General features: G+C 40.1%; 25 protein-coding genes. 9 read left to right on the top strand and 16 right to left on the bottom strand.

What is annotated here, in order from left to right:
- Positions 1-74: 74 nt before the first annotated feature.
- Positions 75-1,412: a 2-hydroxycarboxylate transporter family protein gene (locus NSQ64_RS16255; protein ID WP_017367956.1), complete on the top strand. Its 1,338-nt coding sequence runs from the start codon at positions 75-77 to the stop codon at positions 1,410-1,412.
- A 274-nt stretch (positions 1,413-1,686) separates the two neighbouring features.
- On the opposite strand, the gene NSQ64_RS16260 is transcribed toward NSQ64_RS16255, so the two are convergent.
- Positions 1,687-1,896, bottom strand: coding sequence for a hypothetical protein (locus NSQ64_RS16260; RefSeq protein ID WP_019744044.1), 210 nt, complete (start codon positions 1,894-1,896; stop codon positions 1,687-1,689).
- A 218-nt stretch (positions 1,897-2,114) separates the two neighbouring features.
- On the opposite strand from NSQ64_RS16260, the gene NSQ64_RS16265 reads away from it, so the two are divergent.
- Genes NSQ64_RS16265 through mnhG form a run of 7 tightly spaced genes read left to right on the top strand, consistent with a single transcriptional unit; the run spans position 2,115 to position 7,891 of the window.
- The gene (locus NSQ64_RS16265) at positions 2,115-4,526 is read left to right on the top strand and encodes a Na+/H+ antiporter subunit A (RefSeq protein ID WP_341017311.1); all 2,412 of its coding nucleotides are present in this window, start codon (positions 2,115-2,117) and stop codon (positions 4,524-4,526) included.
- Positions 4,523-4,954 (top strand): Na(+)/H(+) antiporter subunit B, encoded by a 432-nt coding sequence (locus NSQ64_RS16270; protein ID WP_008345843.1) that lies wholly within the window; start codon positions 4,523-4,525, stop codon positions 4,952-4,954. The genes NSQ64_RS16265 and NSQ64_RS16270 overlap by 4 nt, the downstream gene beginning before the upstream one ends.
- Positions 4,954-5,295, top strand: coding sequence for a Na(+)/H(+) antiporter subunit C (locus NSQ64_RS16275; RefSeq protein ID WP_003213576.1), 342 nt, complete (start codon positions 4,954-4,956; stop codon positions 5,293-5,295). The genes NSQ64_RS16270 and NSQ64_RS16275 overlap by 1 nt, the downstream gene beginning before the upstream one ends.
- Positions 5,288-6,766 (top strand): Na+/H+ antiporter subunit D, encoded by a 1,479-nt coding sequence (locus NSQ64_RS16280; RefSeq protein ID WP_058336867.1) that lies wholly within the window; start codon positions 5,288-5,290, stop codon positions 6,764-6,766. Before NSQ64_RS16275 ends, NSQ64_RS16280 begins: the two co-directional genes overlap by 8 nt.
- Before the next feature lie 6 nt (positions 6,767-6,772).
- Positions 6,773-7,252 (top strand): Na+/H+ antiporter subunit E, encoded by a 480-nt coding sequence (locus NSQ64_RS16285; protein WP_008345848.1) that lies wholly within the window; start codon positions 6,773-6,775, stop codon positions 7,250-7,252.
- A complete protein-coding gene (locus NSQ64_RS16290; protein ID WP_008345849.1) occupies positions 7,252-7,533 on the top strand; it encodes a Na(+)/H(+) antiporter subunit F1 in 282 nt (93 codons plus the stop codon). Before NSQ64_RS16285 ends, NSQ64_RS16290 begins: the two co-directional genes overlap by 1 nt.
- Positions 7,517-7,891 carry a monovalent cation/H(+) antiporter subunit G gene (gene mnhG, locus NSQ64_RS16295; RefSeq protein WP_003213369.1) on the top strand — a complete coding sequence of 125 codons (375 nt, stop codon included), beginning with the start codon at positions 7,517-7,519 and terminating at the stop codon, positions 7,889-7,891. Before NSQ64_RS16290 ends, mnhG begins: the two co-directional genes overlap by 17 nt.
- Positions 7,892-7,981: 90 nt before the next feature.
- Here mnhG and NSQ64_RS16300 read toward each other — a convergent pair whose 3' ends face one another.
- From NSQ64_RS16300 to degQ, 6 genes are all read right to left on the bottom strand, one after another.
- Complete coding sequence (locus NSQ64_RS16300) at positions 7,982-8,371, bottom strand: hotdog fold thioesterase (RefSeq protein ID WP_017358943.1); 390 nt, start codon at positions 8,369-8,371, stop codon at positions 7,982-7,984.
- Positions 8,372-8,394: 23 nt separating this feature from the next.
- Entirely contained in the window at positions 8,395-9,036 is a 642-nt protein-coding gene (locus NSQ64_RS16305) for a response regulator transcription factor (protein WP_007500477.1), read from the bottom strand.
- Positions 9,037-9,116: 80 nt separating this feature from the next.
- Positions 9,117-11,429: an ATP-binding protein gene (locus NSQ64_RS16310; RefSeq protein ID WP_319078320.1), complete on the bottom strand. Its 2,313-nt coding sequence runs from the start codon at positions 11,427-11,429 to the stop codon at positions 9,117-9,119.
- Between the two features lie 57 nt (positions 11,430-11,486).
- The gene (gene comX / locus NSQ64_RS16315; protein ID WP_108611760.1) at positions 11,487-11,654 is read right to left on the bottom strand and encodes a competence pheromone ComX; all 168 of its coding nucleotides are present in this window, start codon (positions 11,652-11,654) and stop codon (positions 11,487-11,489) included.
- Entirely contained in the window at positions 11,651-12,565 is a 915-nt protein-coding gene (locus NSQ64_RS16320) for a polyprenyl synthetase family protein (protein WP_341017317.1), read from the bottom strand. Before NSQ64_RS16320 ends, comX begins: the two co-directional genes overlap by 4 nt.
- A 151-nt stretch (positions 12,566-12,716) precedes the next feature.
- Entirely contained in the window at positions 12,717-12,857 is a 141-nt protein-coding gene (gene degQ, locus NSQ64_RS16325; RefSeq protein WP_003213123.1) for a degradation enzyme regulation protein DegQ, read from the bottom strand.
- A gap of 505 nt (positions 12,858-13,362) precedes the next feature.
- Here degQ and NSQ64_RS16330 point away from each other — a divergent pair.
- Positions 13,363-13,716, top strand: a complete 354-nt coding sequence (locus tag NSQ64_RS16330; protein WP_019744042.1) for a hypothetical protein — start codon at positions 13,363-13,365, stop codon at positions 13,714-13,716.
- A 36-nt stretch (positions 13,717-13,752) separates the two neighbouring features.
- On the opposite strand, the gene NSQ64_RS16335 is transcribed toward NSQ64_RS16330, so the two are convergent.
- The 9 genes from NSQ64_RS16335 to NSQ64_RS16375 form a co-directional block, all read right to left on the bottom strand.
- A complete protein-coding gene (locus NSQ64_RS16335) occupies positions 13,753-14,979 on the bottom strand; it encodes an EAL and HDOD domain-containing protein (protein WP_035701209.1) in 1,227 nt (408 codons plus the stop codon).
- Positions 14,980-15,119: 140 nt separating this feature from the next.
- The gene (locus NSQ64_RS16340) at positions 15,120-16,589 is read right to left on the bottom strand and encodes a nicotinate phosphoribosyltransferase (RefSeq protein WP_007500472.1); all 1,470 of its coding nucleotides are present in this window, start codon (positions 16,587-16,589) and stop codon (positions 15,120-15,122) included.
- Positions 16,590-16,606: 17 nt separating this feature from the next.
- The gene (locus NSQ64_RS16345; RefSeq protein WP_046526549.1) at positions 16,607-17,158 is read right to left on the bottom strand and encodes a cysteine hydrolase family protein; all 552 of its coding nucleotides are present in this window, start codon (positions 17,156-17,158) and stop codon (positions 16,607-16,609) included.
- A 60-nt stretch (positions 17,159-17,218) separates the two neighbouring features.
- Positions 17,219-17,626 (bottom strand): YueI family protein, encoded by a 408-nt coding sequence (locus tag NSQ64_RS16350; protein ID WP_007500468.1) that lies wholly within the window; start codon positions 17,624-17,626, stop codon positions 17,219-17,221.
- 27 nt (positions 17,627-17,653) lie between these two features.
- Entirely contained in the window at positions 17,654-17,902 is a 249-nt protein-coding gene (locus NSQ64_RS16355) for a YueH family protein (RefSeq protein WP_008345876.1), read from the bottom strand.
- A gap of 95 nt (positions 17,903-17,997) precedes the next feature.
- A complete protein-coding gene (locus NSQ64_RS16360) occupies positions 17,998-18,219 on the bottom strand; it encodes a spore germination protein (protein ID WP_008345878.1) in 222 nt (73 codons plus the stop codon).
- Between the two features lie 101 nt (positions 18,220-18,320).
- Positions 18,321-18,542, bottom strand: coding sequence for a spore germination protein (locus NSQ64_RS16365; RefSeq protein WP_008345880.1), 222 nt, complete (start codon positions 18,540-18,542; stop codon positions 18,321-18,323).
- Between the two features lie 68 nt (positions 18,543-18,610).
- A complete protein-coding gene (locus NSQ64_RS16370) occupies positions 18,611-19,714 on the bottom strand; it encodes an AI-2E family transporter (protein WP_039168924.1) in 1,104 nt (367 codons plus the stop codon).
- Between the two features lie 184 nt (positions 19,715-19,898).
- A complete protein-coding gene (locus NSQ64_RS16375; RefSeq protein ID WP_003213721.1) occupies positions 19,899-20,135 on the bottom strand; it encodes a YuzF family protein in 237 nt (78 codons plus the stop codon).
- Positions 20,136-20,202: the final 67 nt, after the last annotated feature.

Raw genomic sequence — 20,202 nt, forward strand, 5'->3', positions numbered from 1 at the left:
AATTTAGTTTAATAAATAGATGAGTGTCACAGAATCTTCTACAATTGAGACAAATAGCATTTGGGGGTGTTTATGTGGCTAATACACAACAATTGAAATCGATTACAAACGATTCTGACAATAATAAAAGCGTTTTCCGAAAAATTCTTTCTTGGAAAATTGGTGTTATTGATCTACCTGTGTATATAGTACTTGCAGCGATTATTTTAACTGCCGCTTATTTTAATAAAATTCCAGCAAATATGCTTGGTGGTTTCGCTGTTATTATGATTTTGGGGATTTTCCTAGGAGATGTAGGACAACGTATTCCAATCTTAAAAGATATTGGTGGACCGGCGATTCTTTCTTTATTCGTACCATCGTTCCTGGTCTTTTTTCATGTTCTGAATCCAAACTCGTTGGAAGCGGTTACGTCTCTGATGAAAACGTCGAACTTCCTATACTTCTATATATCTGCTCTTGTAGTAGGTAGTATTCTTGGGATGCAACGAACTGTTTTAGTACAAGGCCTCATTCGTATGTTTGTTCCTCTTGTTGCAGGTACAATTACAGCTGTAGCTGCTGGAATTCTAGTGGGTCTTCTAGTTGGTTACACACCGCATCATTCGTTCTTCTTTATCATTGTACCGATTATTGCCGGTGGTGTCGGTGAAGGGATATTGCCATTATCAATTGCTTATTCACAAATTCTTGGTGTATCAGCAGAGTCATTAATTTCTCAATTAATTCCGGCTGCTGTTATTGGGAACGTCATTGCCATCATTTGTGCTGGCGCAATGAAAAAGCTTGGTGAAAAACGTCCTGAACTAAACGGGAATGGACGACTTGTTAAATCAAAAGAAGCAAATGAAATCTTTGAACAGCCTGACATGGATACTAAAGTTGACTTCAGCTTAATGGGTGCAGGTGTACTTGTTGCTTGTACAACCTTTATCTTTGGCGGCTTATTAGAAAGTTTTGTTCATATTCCAGGTCCAATCTTAATGATTGTTCTTGCTGCATTAATCAAATACTTAAACGTGATGCCTCAGCATTTGCAAAACGGCTCACAGCAGTTCTACAAGTTTGTATCGAAAAGCTTTACATGGCCTCTAATGGTTGGTTTAGGAATTCTATACATTCCACTTGATGATGTGGCCACTGTTATTTCGATTCCTTTCGTATGTGTATGTATTGCTGTTGTTCTAGGCATGGTTGGTTCTGGTTACTTTGTTGGTAAATTCATGAACATGTATCCAGTTGAATCTGCCATTGTGACTGGCTGTCACAGTGGATTAGGCGGTACTGGTGATGTTGCGATTCTTTCAGCTTCTGGAAGAATGGGCCTTATGCCTTTCGCTCAAGTCTCTACACGTCTTGGCGGAGCAGCAACCGTTATTTGCGCAACAATCTTACTCAGAATGTTTACTTAAAAAAGAAACAAAAAGCATGTCCTTTTCATAAGGGACATGCTCAGATAATTGACAAAGGGCTAAAATGTACTTTATTTTAGCCCTTTGTCTTCTTTTCAGCGTGATAGAAAACCTTTGCAGTCTAGGAAGGACGAGCACCGGAGCAGAGCGAATTTGACATTCGTGAGCACCGGAGCGCAGGACTGACAAAGAATGCGAGGGTTTGTCTACACGCTGAGCATGTCCTTTTCGTAAGGGACATGCTTTTTTTATATTTCTTTTCTCCCATACATCCTCATTCATCAGCTAATACAATTCGTATATACTCCCGAGGCTGAAAAGGATACTGTTTCGCCTGCGGATAGGTCATATGGAGGAGTTGCTCAGAAAATAGCGGCCATTCACTCCCGGCCTGCCACCTTTTTTGATCATTTCGTTCAATCAAGAATGCTCCTCCTAAAATCGTGCAGAATATGCTTAAGCTGATGGCGATCTTTCGTTTCATTTGATCAGCTCCTTTAAGAAAAGCATGTACGAAATACAAAACAATATACAACGAGTTTCATTTTTGATAAAATATTTTTTGTGGTCAAAAGAACTCAAAACAAATTCAATTTGTCGTAAATCAGTTCAAACCAATGCACTATGTCTGTATTTACGCTATAATTTTAATTACCAGTTCTTTAGAACGTGAATTTATATTGATCAAAGGAGGTTCATTTCTTGCAGCTTATTCACTTCGCCATCCTATCACCTTTTTTACTTGCCTTTGTCGTCCCTTTTCTCTTTAAATACGTAAGGCGTATACATACAGGATGGTTTGTTCTCATCTTGCCTATTCTTTTATTTACCTATTTCATCCAAATGCTCCAGATCACCTCGAATGGACGAACGTTGTTCTCACAAGCTGAATGGATTCCCTCTCTAGGGATGAATTTCACTGTGTATGTAGATGGTCTCAGCCTGTTATTTGCTTTACTCATCACAGGTATTGGTGCACTTGTGGTACTGTACAGTATTTTCTACTTATCAAAGGAAAAAGAACAGCTTGGCTCTTTCTATACGTATTTATTAATGTTTATGACCGCTATGCTCGGTGTTGTCCTCTCTGATAACATGGTCGTACTTTATTTGTTCTGGGAGCTAACAAGTATCTCTTCTTTCCTCTTAATTGGGTATTGGTATAAGCGTGAGCGTTCTCGTTACGGAGCAACCAAATCACTGCTTATTACTGTGTTTGGCGGATTAGCTATGCTTGGCGGCTTCATCCTCATTTACCTGATCACTGATTCATTCAGTATTCGCGAAGCAGTCAATCAACTTCAGCTCATTATGGTATCACCTTATTTCATCCCTGCGATGGTTCTCATTTTACTAGGGGCCTTCACGAAATCAGCGCAGTTCCCATTTTATATTTGGCTGCCTGATGCTATGGAAGCACCAACCCCTGTAAGCAGTTATCTGCATTCTGCTACTATGGTCAAAGCCGGTATTTATCTGGTTGCCCGCTTTAGTCCGATTTTTGCAATATCAGAGGTGTGGTTTTGGACCATTTCGATTGTCGGACTTATCACACTATTCTGGGGATCTTTCCACGCCGTTCGGCAAAATGATTTGAAAGCCATTCTGGCCTTCTCGACAGTGAGTCAACTCGGTATGATTATGCTCATGCTAGGGGTAGGCGCAGCTGCCATTCATGAAAACAACCCTGCCTTTTTTGGCGCAGCCGTTCTTGCTGCTATTTTTCATCTCATTAACCACGCGACTTTTAAAGGAAGTCTCTTTATGGCAGCAGGGATTATCGATCACGAAACAGGTACACGTGATATTCGCAAATTAGGTGGATTAATGACCATCATGCCAATTACCTTTACAATTACGTTAATTGGTACATTCTCGATGGCTGGACTCCCGCCTTTTAATGGATTTTTAAGTAAAGAGCTATTTTTCACAAGTATGATTCGGATTTCTGACATCAGCTTTACGGATGTTTCAACATGGGGGGCTGTCTTCCCTGCTATCGCTTGGCTCGCTAGTGTGTTTACGTTCATCTACAGTATGATGATCGTCTTCAAAACATTTAGAGGCCGTCTGAATGTCGATCAATTGGAGAAAAAACCGCATGAAGCACCGATTGGTATGCTGATCCCGCCAATTATTTTAGCTGCACTTGTGGTCACATTTTTCTTTTTCCCTAATATTCTTGCCTATTCTGTCATTGAACCTGCCATTCAAGCGATCATTCCAGAAGCCATTCAAACAGGAAGCCGCTTTGCCGTAAAAATTGAAGCGTGGCATGGATTCCAGCCAGAGCTTTACATGACAATTGGTGTAGTTGCGCTCGGTACCATTGGCTATTTAACGCTGTCAAAATGGCGCCCAATGTACAACATATTTAAGGAAAAATGGTCATTTAACGCTTTGTATGATCGTTCGCTTATAGGTGTAGAAAAAGGGGCTTACCGCCTAACAAACAGCTATATGACAGGATTCCTTCGTGACTATCTTGTCTATGTATTTGGTTTTATGATTATCGTGCTTGGCAGCGTGATGTTCTACAAACAAGCCTTCTCATTTCAAACTGAGCACGCTGCATCAATCGGCACGTACGAAGTCATCCTTTCACTTGTGATGGTCGCAGCGACAGTCACGACTGTATTTGCTCGTTCACGCTTAACAGCTATTATTGCGCTAGGTGTTATGGGCTACACGCTGTCACTATTCTTCGTGATTTTCAGAGCACCTGACCTTGCGCTGACACAGCTCATTATTGAAACCATTTCTGTCGCGCTGTTTTTACTTTGCTTCTATCATTTGCCAAAGCTGAGTCTGAAGCAAAAAACACGAAGATTTAAATTAACAAATTTGATCATCTCATTAGGTGTTGGAGTCGTTGTCACCTGTCTTGCTTTCGCTTCAACAAGCCAGCAGTCTCTTGACACGATTTCAACGTACTTCATTGAAAACAGCTACAAACTGGCTGGCGGAGACAATATTGTCAATGTCATTCTTGTAGATTTCAGGGGTTTTGATACACTCTTTGAGATTACAGTGCTGGCCATTGCGGCACTCGGTATTTATGGATTATTGAAGGTAAAAGCACAAGGAAAACGGAAGAGAGGCGTACGGCGATGAGAAAGATTGATACGAATGATATGCTCTTACAAGTCACTACTAAAATTACAGCATTCATCATCTTGCTTTTCTCACTTCACCTATTTCTTGCAGGACATAACAATCCTGGCGGAGGATTCATTGGCGGTTTGATGAGTGCTGGTGCTGTCGTCCTTCTGCTTTTAGCCTATGACCTTAAAACAGTCAGACGCATTTTACCATTTGACTTTATTTATGTGGCTGGTGTCGGTTTGCTCGTTGCCATCCTAACAGGCATGGGATCTTTTCTGTTCGGAGCACCTTTCCTATCCCATGCATTTGATTATTTCCAACTGCCGTTTCTAGGGAAAACAGAACTGGCGACAGCGGTCCTGTTTGATATCGGTGTGTATTTAGTTGTTGTTGGTGTCACCATGACCATTATTCAAACGATTGGAGAGAAGGAATAATGGAATTTCTAATGTCTATTATCGTCGGAATCATTTTTATGGCAGCGACCTATTTAATGCTTTCAAAAAGCCTTCTGCGGGTCATCGTCGGTACTGCCGTTTTAAGTCACGGCGTCCATTTGCTTCTATTAACAATGGGCGGCTTAAAAAAGGGAGCACCTCCTATTTTGAAAGAGGGGCTCACATCCTATGTAGATCCATTGCCACAAGCATTAATTTTAACAGCTATTGTCATTGCTTTTGGTGTAACATCCTTTTTGCTCGTGATGGCCTTCCGTGCCTTCCAAGAGCTGAGAACAGATGACATGGATCAAATGAGAGGAAATGATCAGCATGAATAATCTCGTGATCCTGCCTATATTAATACCATTACTAGCTGCTACATTATTGATTTTTATGAATAAAAACACCATGCTGTCGAGAGGCTTTAGTGTATTTGCATCTCTTTTAGCCATTATCTGTAATGTCTATTTGGTCCAAACGATTTTCACAAACGGCATACAAACCCTTTATTTGGGTGGCTGGAAAGCACCGTTTGGCATTGCCCTTGTGGCCGATCAGTTTGCTGCACTTCTTGTTTTGACCGCTTCCATTGTTGGACTTGTCACAGTTCTTTTTTCCTTTCAAACGATTGGGAAAGAAAGAGAGCGGCTGTTCTATTATTCTGGTGTCCAATTCTTGTTAGCTGGCGTCAGTGGTGCCTTTTTAACGGGAGATATTTTCAACCTGTTTGTCTTCTTTGAATTGTTGCTGATGGCGTCTTATATGCTCATTGTTCTGGGTGGTTCAAAGCCTCAGCTTCGTGAATCACTGAAATACATTGTGTTTAATATTATCTCATCGGCATTATTTATTGTTGGCGTAGCGTGTTTATATGCAGTCACAGGCACACTGAACATGGCTGATTTAAGTGTGAAAATAGCTGAATCTGGGCAAACAGGGTTAATCACCGTGATTGCCATTCTGTTCCTGATCGTATTTGGCTTAAAAGCTGGGGTCTTCCCGCTTTATTTCTGGCTGCCAGGGTCTTATCATGCACCGCCGGCAGCGATTTCAGCTTTGTTTGGTGCACTGCTGACAAAGGTCGGGCTATATGCGATTGCCAGGGTCTTTACGCTCATCTTTATACATGATACAGGTTTTACACATACAATTATGGCCTGGCTAGCCGCTCTAACGGTTATATTCGGTGTCATTGGCTCTATCGCCTATTCTGATGTGCAAAAAATTGTGATTTATAACATTGTCACAGCTGTTGGTGTCATTTTGTTTGGGATTGCGGCCAATACACCGGCATCACTTCAAGGCGCCATTTATTACCTCATTCACGATATGGTGATCAAAGGAGCTCTATTTATGCTCGCAGGGGCACTGTTTGTGTATGCTGGAACCAATCATCTGAAAAAAATGGGTGGGCTGATTCAATCCCAGCCTCTACTCGGCTGGATGTTCTTCATATCGGCTTTATCACTTGCGGGTATTCCTCCGCTTAGTGGATTTGTTGGCAAGCTGAAAATTGTTGAAGGTGGGTTTTCTGCTGGGTACATGACGTTCTCTATCCTTGTTTTACTGTCCAGTCTTCTTGTCCTTTATTCTGTTATGAGGATTTTCATGCTCGCGTTTTGGGGAGAGGATCAGGATATGCGAAGAAGAAAGCCATCCATTAGAGGAATGGTGTATCCTGGGGTACTGCTTGTTATCTTATCGCTTGCGATTGGATTAGGCACAGAATTCATTGCACCTTATATCAATCAAGCTGCGGAAATGCTTTCAACACCAGAAAAATATATTCAAGCTGTGCTGAAGGAGTAGATGAACATGGCCTTTCAAATATTATTAAACGCTCTCCTCGCCTTTACATGGATGTTTATGAATGATACATACAGAGCTGCAGACTTTGTATCAGGCTTTGCACTAGGGATGATCGCCATTTTTATGCTACGGCGATTCTTCCCGCAACGTTTTTACGGCTATGCCCTTTATGCGATTTTCAAGCTCGTCATCATTTTTATCAGAGAGCTACTTCTTGCTAATTTGAGTGTACTCAAGACAGTGTTATCTCCAAAGCTTAAGATCAAGCCTGGTATTTTCGCCTTTCGTACAGATTTAAAAACAGATTGGGAAATCACCATACTGGCCAATATGATTACATTAACACCTGGTACACTGGTCATCGATATTTCGGATGATCGTTCGATTTTATATATTCATGCGATGGATATTGAAGATGCTGAAAAAGCCATCCACGATATTCGGGTATCATTTGAAAAAGCGATTCAGGAGGTGAGCGGTAAGTAATGGAACTGATCTTGCAAATGTCACTTGGAATTCTTGCGCTGTCTACTTTGCTTTTTGTCATACGGGTCATCAAAGGACCTTCTATCCCTGATCGCGTTAGTGCGCTTGATGCGATAGGAATCAATTTAATTGGGATGACAGCCATCGTGTCTATCTTACTGAAAACCACTACGTTCTTTGAAATTATTTTACTGCTCGGTATTCTTGCCTTTATCGGCACTGTCGCTTTTTCCAAATTCCTTGAGAAAGGGGAAGTGATTGAAAATGATCGTCATCGCTAAAGCGATCGTGATTTTCTTTATTCTGCTTGGCGCCATCCTCTGCTTGATTTCAGCCATTGGTGTCCTTCGCCTGCCGGATGTTTACACACGTATGCATGCTGCATCAAAAGCATCGACACTTGGTGTTGTTCTCATTTTAGTTGGTGTGTTCTTTCATGAATGGTTTCTTGCAGGGATCATCTCTGCGAAAATCCTGCTTGGGATTGTCTTTATCTTTCTGACCGCACCAGTCGGCGCTCATTTGATCGGAAGAGCCGCTTACAACACTGGTGTGAAAATGGACAAACGAAGTGTCCAAGATGATTATGGCGGTTTCCGTAACTTTGTCATTAAACGAAAAGAAGACTCTTATTTATAAATGAAGAACCTGACATTCAGGTCTTGTTCACTTTACCTGCATGTTCATAAAAGGGTATTAAAAAAAGCTTCCGCTGCACCGGGAGCTTTTTTATATGCGATCAATGACAGCGAGTGTACATCTTGACGTACAGATATGACGGTCTCGATCATCTTTTATATCGATTTGGAATACCATTGTACGCCGTCCAACATGTACAGGAACAGCTGTAGCTGTCACCACTCCATCACGTACAGATTTTAAATGATTGGCATTGATTTCAATACCTGAACAGACCTGCTTCGTTAAATCCAAATGAGCAGCAGCACCCATGCTTGCCACTGTTTCTGCTAGAGCAGCTGATGCTCCTCCGTGCAGTAATCCAAATGGCTGTTTTGTTCGGTGATCGACTGGCATTGTCGCCACGCATCGTGACGTATTGCATTCCACAATCTCAATCCCCAGTGCCTCAAGCAGTGTATTTGAACCACTCACATCCATCAAGGCCCTCTCCCTTCACACGTTTACAGGACACTTTCCGATTTTGCAATTAACACCGCTTCCGTTCGAGATCCAACATTCAGCTTATTAAAGATGGAGGTCAAACTGTATTCAATCGAGCGTTTGCTCAAATGAAGCACATCGGCGATCTCTTGGTTTGTGTACCCTTTTTCCACTTCTCTTAAGATTAAACATTCACGCTCTGTTAACAGCTCATGATCCGTCTGCTGTGCCTGTTCTGGCTTCTCTTGTTGCTGTGAAATCAATTTCTTTAAATAGGATAGCTGAATGACAACTTCTCCTTGCAATGTGCGGTGTATGTATTCAATAATTTTGTCTTTTGTCTCTGTTTTACTTATTGCACCATGCAATCCAGCTCGAATGGCCTCTTCGAAATAATCATCTACTTCATATCCTGTATAAATGATAATTTTCACTTGTTGATTCGTTTCTAGAATTTGTTTCGCAATGTCCATTCCATTGATATCCCCGAGATTTAAATCCATCAAGATCACATCATAGATGGAAAAGTCATGCGTCTTTAAAAAGGCGCCTTCTGCATCAGGACTTAAACAATCGACTGATAGCTGCTGATCTGATTCTAATATGCTTTTTGTCCCTTCCATGACAGCCGGATGATCATCAATGACCAATATCTTCTTCATGTCTTCCTCCCTTTAAATCACTCACTTCCATTTTATATAAAAGACTTGGCAGATGCCAAGTCTTATTCCTTAAGAAATCGTTACAATTCCATTTCAATTTTCACCTTGAGCCCTTTTTCAGGTGCTGTGTGAATTTGAAGCTTTCCATTTAGAGCTTTGACTCGTTCCCTTATGCCAGAAAGACCCATGCTCATCGTGTGCTGATCAAGCTGGCTTGCATCAAATCCGACTCCATCGTCCTCATAATGGAGAACAACTTGATCTTTAATACAAATGAGCATCACTAAGACTTGGCTGGCCTTAGAATGCTTCACCGCATTGGATAACAGCTCCTGCACAATCCGGTAAATATTCAGCTGTGAGTCAATATCAATGTCCAATTCTTTATCAAAGCGGGTTGTATTCAGCCTAATATGAAATGGCGCTTCCTCTTGAATTTGCGAAGTCAGCTTCGAAATTGCCTTCACTAACCCCAAATCATAGAGGAGCTGCGGCCGAAGTTCATGACATGTTTCTCTCGTGGTTTGAATCACCTTAGACATTTGTTCATTCCATGAGATCAATGAATTTTCAATAGATGTTGGGCATTGGTTGTTTTGGAAATTGGTTAAGAACATCTCGGACTGTCTCTTCAGTGAAATCAAATCCTGCAGCACAGAATCATGAAGATCCCTCGCTAAATCTGAGCGCTGCTTCTCTTCCATGGCGAACATGACTTTCTTCAGCCAGGCGGGATTGGCTTCCCGCTGTTTCAAATCCTCAAGATGCTCCATCAGTTCTTCGATCTTGACGACATTTTCTAAACTGACACTTGTGTAAAATGCCAATGTTTTCAGCCATGAGATTTCATCGCGGGTCAGCTTAGGTGTCCGTAAATTAGATAAACAGCAAATCACAAACGAGTGACCGCCCCGCTCACCAATTTTCATCATAAACCCTTTATCCAACTCAATGATTTTCCCTACTTCGCCTAAAATGTCTTGAAATTGATCGACATACTCTTTCCACAGGCTGCTGTCATCTGTCGATTCATCAATCTCTTCTATTTGTCCATCTGCCTTCACTTCAAGCACAAAGGCTTTATTCACCACAAGCACTTCCAAAATGGTGTACTTCAAATGAAACAGCACTTGATGAAGTGACGACGCCTCACGAATAAGCTGTGTAAATTTAAACACACTGTCCTGATAGTTATGCTTTTCCGAAAAACGCTTCAGGCGAAAACGGAAATCGATGATTTCTTTGAAGTAAAAGACTCCTAGCATTAAAGTGTAGGTGATTATTGCGAGCTTAAGTGTGTACTTCAGGTCTTCTGGTTTCTGTAGAATATAAAATATCACAACGACAAAAATAGTCGGAGTAATGGCGAGAAATCCATAGTACCTCAGTCTGCTGATCAAGAAGTTCATATTATAAATTTTGTTTGTCACGAATTGATAAACAAGTGAAAAAGGAATTAACAAAACAACAGATGTCAGAATAAAAGGATCTATCAAATACTTATCAAAAAACACATAGGGAATGACAAAAAAGAAAATAAATGGACAGAACGATAGAATATTCATAATGGCAAAAAACTTTAATACGGAACCATGTTCTGTTTCTTTATATCTCTTCATGCCTCTGACTATTAAAAAAAGTGCTGTTAATACCGTTCCGAAAAAAAACAACAAACTTATACTTGGAACAAACTTTCTCCATTCAGATGACACAGAAACCCCACTATGTACGAGAAGATTAAAAATTGGTATAAGGTATAAGCACTTAATTAATTTGAGATTCGTTATGTGAACATCAAATTCCTTGAAATATTGATAGATAAAGTGAATATATAAGATGGACACACTAGATAAACACAAAAAAAGAACATAATGGCTAAATTTATCTCCAATTCCTGAAGTACCTGCGCTCAAATACCCGACACAAATTGATAATAGGAACAAAATTAATAGAAAAGCAGATTTTCGTTGTGGTTCCTTATTGATTTTAATAATAAAAAAGATACAGAATAAGCATATTGAATAGAGAAGAAGAGGAATTAAATAGACAAACAAACTTTCTCTGCCAATCAACGTCTTATTTTTAAGCGAAATGATTTGGTTGCCTCTTTGAATATCAATCCTTTGTACATTTCTAAGCTTACCATTGATCATATGGTCTTGAATTAAATTAGACTGTCCGTTTATCTTTAATATTATATCTCCCTCTTTTAAGCCTGAAGAATAAGCTAAAGAAAGATATTCAACATTAACTACTTCCGTTTGACCGTGTCCATTCTTTTCTACGCGTGCTCCATTAAAAATATCAAAAACATATATATAAGAAATATAGATCACAAATAAAAAAGACAAAAACACAAAAATTGTGGACCATTTTGTATAGGTAAGCTTCATTTTTAAAACATCCTTAAGAAAAGATCGTAAAATGATAATGCAATATTGAACTTAAAATTAATATTCCCAGATGTATCTCGTACTCATGTATCCCTTTTTCACACTTTTTATAATAACTGCAGTGGTTTGGGCATCAGCATGAATTAAGCTTGCATTTCCAGATTTCAACTCATCAATCACACCTGGATTTTTCATTAAATATGCAATGATATTTTGAATGTTCAATCATTGCCCTCCTTCGTCATAAATACATATAGTTGTTCCTTCTTTGTTGTAGGTAAGTCAAGTTGTTCCATTCCCTGCCTCATTTTTAACAGCATAATCTCTCTCATAGATACCATGTACTGAGTCAAACCAGCTTCAAGTAATTTCTGCTTCAGCTGAAATGACTTTAGCTCCGACTCATCTAGACGGCCAGAAAAGAACGCAAGCAGCTCTTGACTGGCATCATTAAACTCTCTATGCAAATAACTAAACGCCAGTGTTTGTTTTTTTTGCAAATCTCCGTTTGTTTTTGAAAATAACGCAAAAAAATCGTTACTGATCTGTTCAGCAACACCATAATATATTGAATAAGATTCGACGATTTCGTTGATTTCCCTTGTCGCTAAATAAACCCCCAGCACACTAGAAAGAGCTGTTAATGATCCTGATTTCTTTCTTAAAACCTCTAAACACTCATCTTCTGTTCCATACATATGACGTAAATCTTCATGCTGTCCTTCCATTGACATCTTGATAAGATGGAATAATTTCTCTATCAGTTGAGAATTATTTTCATATAAAGATGTAATGAACTGAATGCTTGATGTGTACAAATACGTAGAAGCATTCACGGCCACCCCTTGGTTGACGTTCATCCAAGGATACGAATCATTATCCTGATCTTCAATATCATCTAATATATCGGCAGATAAGATGAGAAGTTCAATCCCTGCTGCCAGTTTTGTAATCGCTTGCTTGTCTTGTCCGCCAAATGCCTCATAATGTTGGTAAGCCAATTGCCCAAAAGGAAATTCATTCTTTATATCTGTAAATTCGAGAAGCAGCTTTTGTAAATCATTTTGCCTGACTGCATGTTGAATAAAATCAGACATTTTCTGCTTGATTTTTGTATTCTCTAGATAGTTTAGCATACTCGATCTTGATCCTCACCCTCTCGCCTCTTATTTTACTAAAAAGAAATAAGCAAATGTCCACTGACATCACTATTTAACAATTATATAATAATATATCCTTTTTTTGTATGTATTTGGATAAAAAAAAGACTTGATGGTTATCAAGTCTTTAAGAAATTTTCACATATTCATATTTGTCGTATTGATCAATGCTTTTGTTAATGTTATGAAGAGAAGCCGTTGTTTCTCTAATTTCGTTTTCAAGTTTCCATAATAGTTGTTTAAGTTCTTCGATTTCATACTTTTCCATCGATTCCACTCTCCTTTTTTGGAAGATCAATGTATTTGTGTATGTTGATTGGGTCATAAGTATTTGATCTGTTACTAACAGTGTAAATGCTATTGAGTATTTTTTCACCGAAAAGTATGCACAAAATGTGTGCGTGATACCGCAAAATTCAATAGGTCTTTTTTCATCATTTTCAGACTTTTCAAATGATACTTTTATCTCAATTTCAAAGGAAATACGTCATTTTTGCGACATGAACAGGCATCATTCGTCACAATTCTCATGATACAGAACGTACGATCCCCTCTGTTTCCTCGGTTTTTCATGTTATAGGTCAGACGACAGGCTCTACTGTAGACACCGCAATTTTTTGGCGACATTCACCGAAATTGACCGCAAAAGTACCTATTTTTATGATGAATATGCAAAGGTAGAAAGATCATTTTGATTCTTTATTCGGATTTTCTTCATACATTTAGAACAGATATCCGTCCAAATTCACTTCAATGAGAGAAGAGGTGACCATGTGTTTTACTATGTTCCTTATCCGCCTTTGCAGGTTCCCGCAATGGGGAACGCATACCCGCGAACACCCATGACTTTTCCTCCAGTAGATGCTCATGCGTTTCAAAAGGCTGCAAAGGAATCAACCCGTCTCGTGGCTGATGCATCCCTCATTACACAGCAGATTTCCGGTTCGCTTTCGTTTGGACAGCGAATCATGGAAGCTGCTGAACGTGCTGACACCGCAAGTGTGATTCGAATGCTGAAGCAGATTGGGGTGAAAAGCAATATCGATATCCGCTTTAGTCCAGAAGGCATCCGTATCTACTTATCCCTCTCTTCCAGCAGGCTTTTTCTACTTTTACAGTGGGGATAACAAAGAAAGAAGCCGCTCTAGTGTGAGCGGCTTTTCTTAAGATTCAAACATTTTATGACACCATTCAATGGCTTCTATATAACAGCCGTAGGCTTCCTGCTTAGGGAGACTTCCACCTAACATCTCATCATCCCATTCATTTCGTTCAATACGTTTGGCAACGTCTAACACAAGGAAATAGTCATTTTCATAGCCAAGCAGTGCCTCACCTACTTCATCCGAAAGAGGCAGTTCTTTCACAAGTTCAGTAATGTCCGCCCTGACAAGCGTATCAATGAGTGAAAACATACCTGTTAGCATATAAGAAGCGGGATGCTCTCGTTCAGTCCGACTAGCAATGAGTTCACACGTTTTGGCACGAATGAACGACATTTTGATGATTTCCTTTTGGCTTGAGTTGGCTTGGACATTCAGTTCTTTAAATGAAAGGATAAAGATCCATCGCCGTATTTCATTAAACCCAAGCAGGATAATCGCCTGACGAATGCTCTTGATTTGATAAAGACGTCTCATGCCGCCAGAATTCAGCATTTTTAATAATTGATATGAAAGGGAAAGATCACTTTCTATAAAGTGCGTCACGGTCTGAATATTCGGCTGCTCCTTGCTCAGCTCATTCAATAGCTGATGGTATGCGTGGAAGCTAGTCGATAAGGCTCGTCCCGAAATGACGTGCGGCTCACTAAAGAAATATCCTTGAAACAAATGGAAGCCAGCTTCTAACGCTTCTTCATATTCTTTTCGCGTTTCTACCTTTTCAGCAAGGAATCGAAGTCGATACTTTTTATATGTATGTAAAATGTCTCTTCGTTCTTCACATGTTGTTTTCAGAAAATCAATTTTTAAAATATCAATGCAATAGAGGAGTTCATCGAGTAACTTGTCATGAAAATGTGTTCCGCTCAGAAAGAAATCATCGAGCGCAATCGTGTATCCCCACTTTTTTAATTGCTTACATCTCATAATAAGTGCCGGGGTAATCGGTACATTTTCTAATATTTCGATCACAAGCTGATGTGGATCAAAATAAGTGAGCAGATCAGACGAAAGCAAGCTTTCGGTGAAATTGATGTAGCATCGTTTTCCTTCTGTCAGTGTTTCGATGCCAATATTTAAAAAACTATTGATAATGAGGTCCGTTGTCGCTTGATCACCATCTTCAGCGCTATATGTATTGGTTTCACTATCTCTATAAAGCAGCTCGTATGATACGACTTGTTCTTTTCTGTTAAAAATAGGCTGCCTTGCAACAAACACCCTCAACTGCTCCATTCCTCCTTTATGCAATGACAAACAAGATGTGCTTTCAGTATACCAAATGATTGCCCATAAGGTTCATTTTGAATCGTCCAACATGAAAAAAAAGAGACCATCTGGCTTGATGATCTCCTTTCCCGGGGTAATCAGCTTTCATAAAGCTCTTTTTTGATTTTATTTTTCACATCATGGATAAACTGCATCTTATTATCCCAGCATTTTTGACTCAAATCGACAGGGTATTCTTCTGGTTTGCTGATTCGTTTGTATTCCTCCCAGAAGAGTCCGAGACTGTCCTGCACATATGCTTGAATCGTTTGGATATCTGGATTATCATACACCAGCTTCCCTTGTTCAAAAATTGGGACATGAAGGTCCTTTGCCACAAAATTTGTCACAAATTTGCTGATAAATGTATGAACTGGATGGAACATTTTCAGCTTATCTTCACTTTGAACATCTTCTTCTTCAAGGGCAATGTAGTCTCCCTCAGAGTGATGATTCAATTGATTGATAATGCGATACACTCGTTTACGGCCTGGTGTTGTCACTTTCTCTGGGTTAGAAGAAATTTTGATCGTGTCATTCATCTGACCGTTTTCTTCAATCGATACAAGCTTATATACAGCACCAAGAGCTGGCTGATCGAACGCGGTAATCAGTTTCGTTCCAACACCCCATACATCAATTTTTGCACCTTGTGCTTTTAAGTTCATAATGGTGTGTTCATCAAGATCGCTTGATGCAATGACTTTGGCGTCATGGAATCCAGCTTCATCCAGCATCGTTCTCGCCTTTTTAGACAAGTAGGCAAGGTCTCCGCTATCAAGTCTGACCCCAATAAAGTTGATTTTATCACCGAATTCTTTCGCTACCTTAATCGCATTTGGAATGCCTGATCTGACCGTATCATATGTATCCACTAAAAAGACACAGTCTGTATGTGTTTCGGCATATTTTCTAAATGCAGTATATTCGTCACGATATGCTTGTACAAGGGCATGGGCATGTGTGCCTGATACGGGAATATTGAAGCGTTTACCTGCACGGACATTACTTGTTGCCTGAAATCCGCCGATCAGTGCTGCTCTTGCTCCCCACATGGCTGCATCCATTTCATGCGCACGTCTTGTTCCGAATTCTAATGCTGTCTCATCTTCAATGATTCCTTTAATACGAGCCGCCTTTGTTGCAATTAGCGTCTGGAAGTTCACGATGTTGAGCAGTGCCGTTTCAATTAGCTGCGCTTCAACAAGTGTTGCCTCGATGCGCATAATAGGTTCATTCGCAAAGACAATTTCTCCTTCTCGCATTGAATGAAGTGTCCCTGTAAAAGACAATCCGCTTAAGTATTCAATGAAATCGCTTTTATAACCGAGTTCATCTTTTAAATATGCAAGGTCGCTCTCGGTGAAGGAGAAGTCCGATAAATATTCAATCGCTTTCTCTAAACCAGCAAATACAGCGAAGCCGTTGTCAAATGGAAGCTTTCTAAAGAAGAGTTCAAAGACTGCCTTCTTCTCATGAATGCCGTCTCTCCAATACGTTTCTGCCATGTTAATTTGATAAAGATCTGTATGTAGTGATAAACTGTCGTCAATAAACCGATGCTCCAACTTCCATTCTCCTTCCCTTACTTAACCACTTTCGCACCAAGCGTATGCTCAAAGTGAGAAAGCGCCCACTCGTGCCCCGCTTCATTAAAACTCGCTACGGCATTCGCATGAATCACAAGTTCAAAGCCTTTATTGTACGCATCAACAGCTGTATGAAGTACACAAATATCGGTACACACTCCGGCTAGGTGAAGTTCAGTGATGCCACGCTCGCGCAGTTTCATTTCTAATTGAGTGCCTGCAAAAGCAGAGTATCTTGTTTTTTCCATATAATAGACATGATTTAAATGTGTTGACGTGTGAAATAGTGAACTTAGTTTTCCGTAAAGTTCAATTCCTTCTGTCCCGCGAATATTATGGGGCGGAAATAACTTTGTCTCTGGATGATATGGATCTTGCTCTTCATGATGATCGACGGCAAAAACAACAAAGTGTCCTTCATCAATAAATGAAGAAGTGATCTCTGTGATCTTCGACTCAATCGCCTGTCCAGGCTTTCCGCACGTCAGTTTTCCATCGTCTGCAACAAAATCAACTGTATAATCAATACAAATCAATGCTTTGCCCATCCGCATCTCTCCCATATGCTCTTTTGAATCATTATAGCTTATTCATTTCACTAGGGAAACCTATTCAACAGATTCACGAGAAAAAGCTTTTTGAAAAAGCTCATCTTCTATATAGATATGCTCTTGATTGATCGCATGCGGCACCTCTATCACAAGCCCAAAAGGTGAATGTGACTCGTGATGGTTGACCACTTTAAAAGAACAACCAGCGGCATTTGCCATTTTGACATATGGAGAATAAGAAGCATATGACAATTCACCATTTAAAAGAACAGTGGCCTCTCGGTTTGCCTTCAATACTTGCTCTACCTCTTGATACGATTTATGTCTCGATACTTGCCCTTTTGTCAGAGCGAGAAGAGCACGTTCTCTTAATGAGCCGAGAAACATTCTTCGTTCATCTGGTTTTGTTTCAGCATGTCCAAATATCCCTTGCTGCAAATAAAAGTCTACGGATTCTTCTTTCATTGCTGTGTTCACTCCTGGTTTCTGAATTTACATTTCTGTGACCCAGTGCACAATTTTTTGTGCAAGTTCACGGGCTTCGTCTATTTCTACTCTTTTGTTTAAAGATTGTTCTAGTGCTTGCTCAAGCTGCGTTTTTTCGTCTTCATACGCGATCGAAATACTCCATTCCATATCAGGTACAGCGACAAGCGTTTTATATTCTTTTTTATTTTCATGTAAATATACATTGTAGGTTGTTGGTTGCCCGCTTGTCAGATGCGCTTTTCTTATTTTCATTTGATGTGTTTTACCCCCCTTTTTCTTCTTCCTTCTTCTATCCATTGTACCATAAAAAAAGACAGCTTCTGAAAAGGAGACCCTTTCAAAGCTGGCTATGCGTTAAAGCTCTTTTGCTGGCTGATCAGGTTTGAATCCCAAACAAATGTGACGTTCGGATTGTTGAAGAATTGAACAAAATCTCCTGCATTATAGGTGCCTGAACCACCAGCGGAATGATCCACACTTTTTGGCGAAATGGCAAACACATCGCCGAAATGTGCAGAACCGTTTCCTATGACACGGTCAATATGAATGGGTCCAACAATTGCTGGCATCTTTCCACCACCTTTACTACCCTCATCATATGCCTAGCGGAACAATACGTGTCTATCCAACATAAAAAAGACAGCTGATATGTCCTATGATCAGCTGTCTTTTATGCATTAAATGATTGAGGCTGGCCAAACAGTGTAAAGTCCCAAAGCATGGTGGCATTCGGATCGCTTGTCAGGGACATATAATCACCTGAATTAAAAGCTCCCGCTCCACCGGTCGAGTGATCTACAGCCAAAGGGGCAATGGCGAGAACGTCACCAAAAGTAGCCGAGCCGTTTCCGCCTAAAGACTCAATATGGATGGGTCCAACAATCGCAGGCATCTTCCTTCTCCTCCCTATTCGCTTATGTGAGTTATGTTATGCAAAAAAGGAAAAGTTGTGCATCTGCCCTAAACGTTTAAATGCTGTTCTTTTCGAGAGCGCTGACGCAGCTGAACCAATCTGACAATATTGAGTGTGATGGCTTTCAGCAGCGCATAGACAGGGACGGCAAAAATCATGCCAAGGATTCCGCCAAAACTTCCTGCCCCAATTAATAGCAAGATAATTGTTAACGGATGTGTGTTGAGGCGTTTTCCAATGATCAATGGAGAAATGACGTTTCCATCGATCTGCTGAACAACAAGAATGACAATAACAGTCACAACCGCTTTTCCAGGCGAATCAAGAAAAGCAATGAGCACAGCTGGTGCCGCACCAAGATATGGCCCAAGATATGGAATGACATTTGTCACCGCAATAATGATGCCGAGAATGAGCGCATATTTCACACCAATTAATAAGTATCCGATAAAACAAGCAACTCCGACAAATAAACAAACAACGATTTGTCCTTGTATGTAAGCAGCAAGCGTATCGTTTAATTCTTTAAAAATCTTCAATCCTTCCTTACGGTAAGGCATTGGCAAAAATTGAACGAGCTTGTCCGGAAACTTATGCCCGTCTTTTAGCATGTAAAATAAAATGAATGGAACGGTAATGACAGCAAGGGCAATATTCGCAATCACGCCAAACACCGCCGACATACTTGAAGCAATATTTTCCGGTAAATCTTTTAATGTCGAAACGATCGACTGTTCAAACTTCGAAACAGACACATAATCTTGGTTCATCATCCACGTAAATGTTTTAGAATGCGAGAAATCGTTGATAAATTTCTGCATGTCCGTGACATACCCCGGGAAGCTTTTGACAAGTCCACCCACCTGCGTGACAATGACAGGTCCAGCAGCATTGACAATAAACGTGATAAGCCCGATGAATAGAAGATAAATAATCAGAATGGCGAGCGTCCTAGGTATCTTCTTCGACAAAAATCGAACAATCGGATTAAAGATGAAAAAGAGAATACCTGCCAGTAAAATAGGAACAAACAACGTTGAAGCAAATAAAATGATCGGCTGAAATAAAAACGAAACTTTTGTTGATACGTACACAATCAGTAAAACCAGTAATATTTGGAATGTCCAAAAATGAACTTTAGATTTTAACAAAGATGCTCCTCCTGTTACGTATTGACCTTATTAAAAAACTACTATTCAACCCACCTTCTGTCAACTGCTTCTTGTTTTAGAACCATATTTTTTGAAAAAAAAAGAACAATTGGTATATCATGCTCTTTTTCCAGATATACATTCTGTAAGCATTGAAAAAAGCAGACACCTGTGCGTCTGCTTGTTACACTCTTTCACTGTGATCAGGCATCACCGACACGATTTGCTGGATCCGCACATAAAACACTGATTTTGCCCCCGCCTCAATCACAATATGATCCGGCATCACTTCCTTCAACTTTCCACGTACTGTATCTTTCACTGTTTGAACAATCAATCTCATACCGACTACTTTCTGCAATGTTTGATAAACATATGGATCAACTAATGAAACAAGCTGTGGACTTCCTTGTTGTGCCATGCTACCTGCCCCTTTACTTGTGTATTTACCCACAGCGTATGCAATGACCCATGTGAGTGTCACTCAG

This window comes from Bacillus sp. FSL W8-0183, assembly GCF_038006825.1.
Lineage (GTDB): Bacteria > Bacillota > Bacilli > Bacillales > Bacillaceae > Bacillus > Bacillus altitudinis.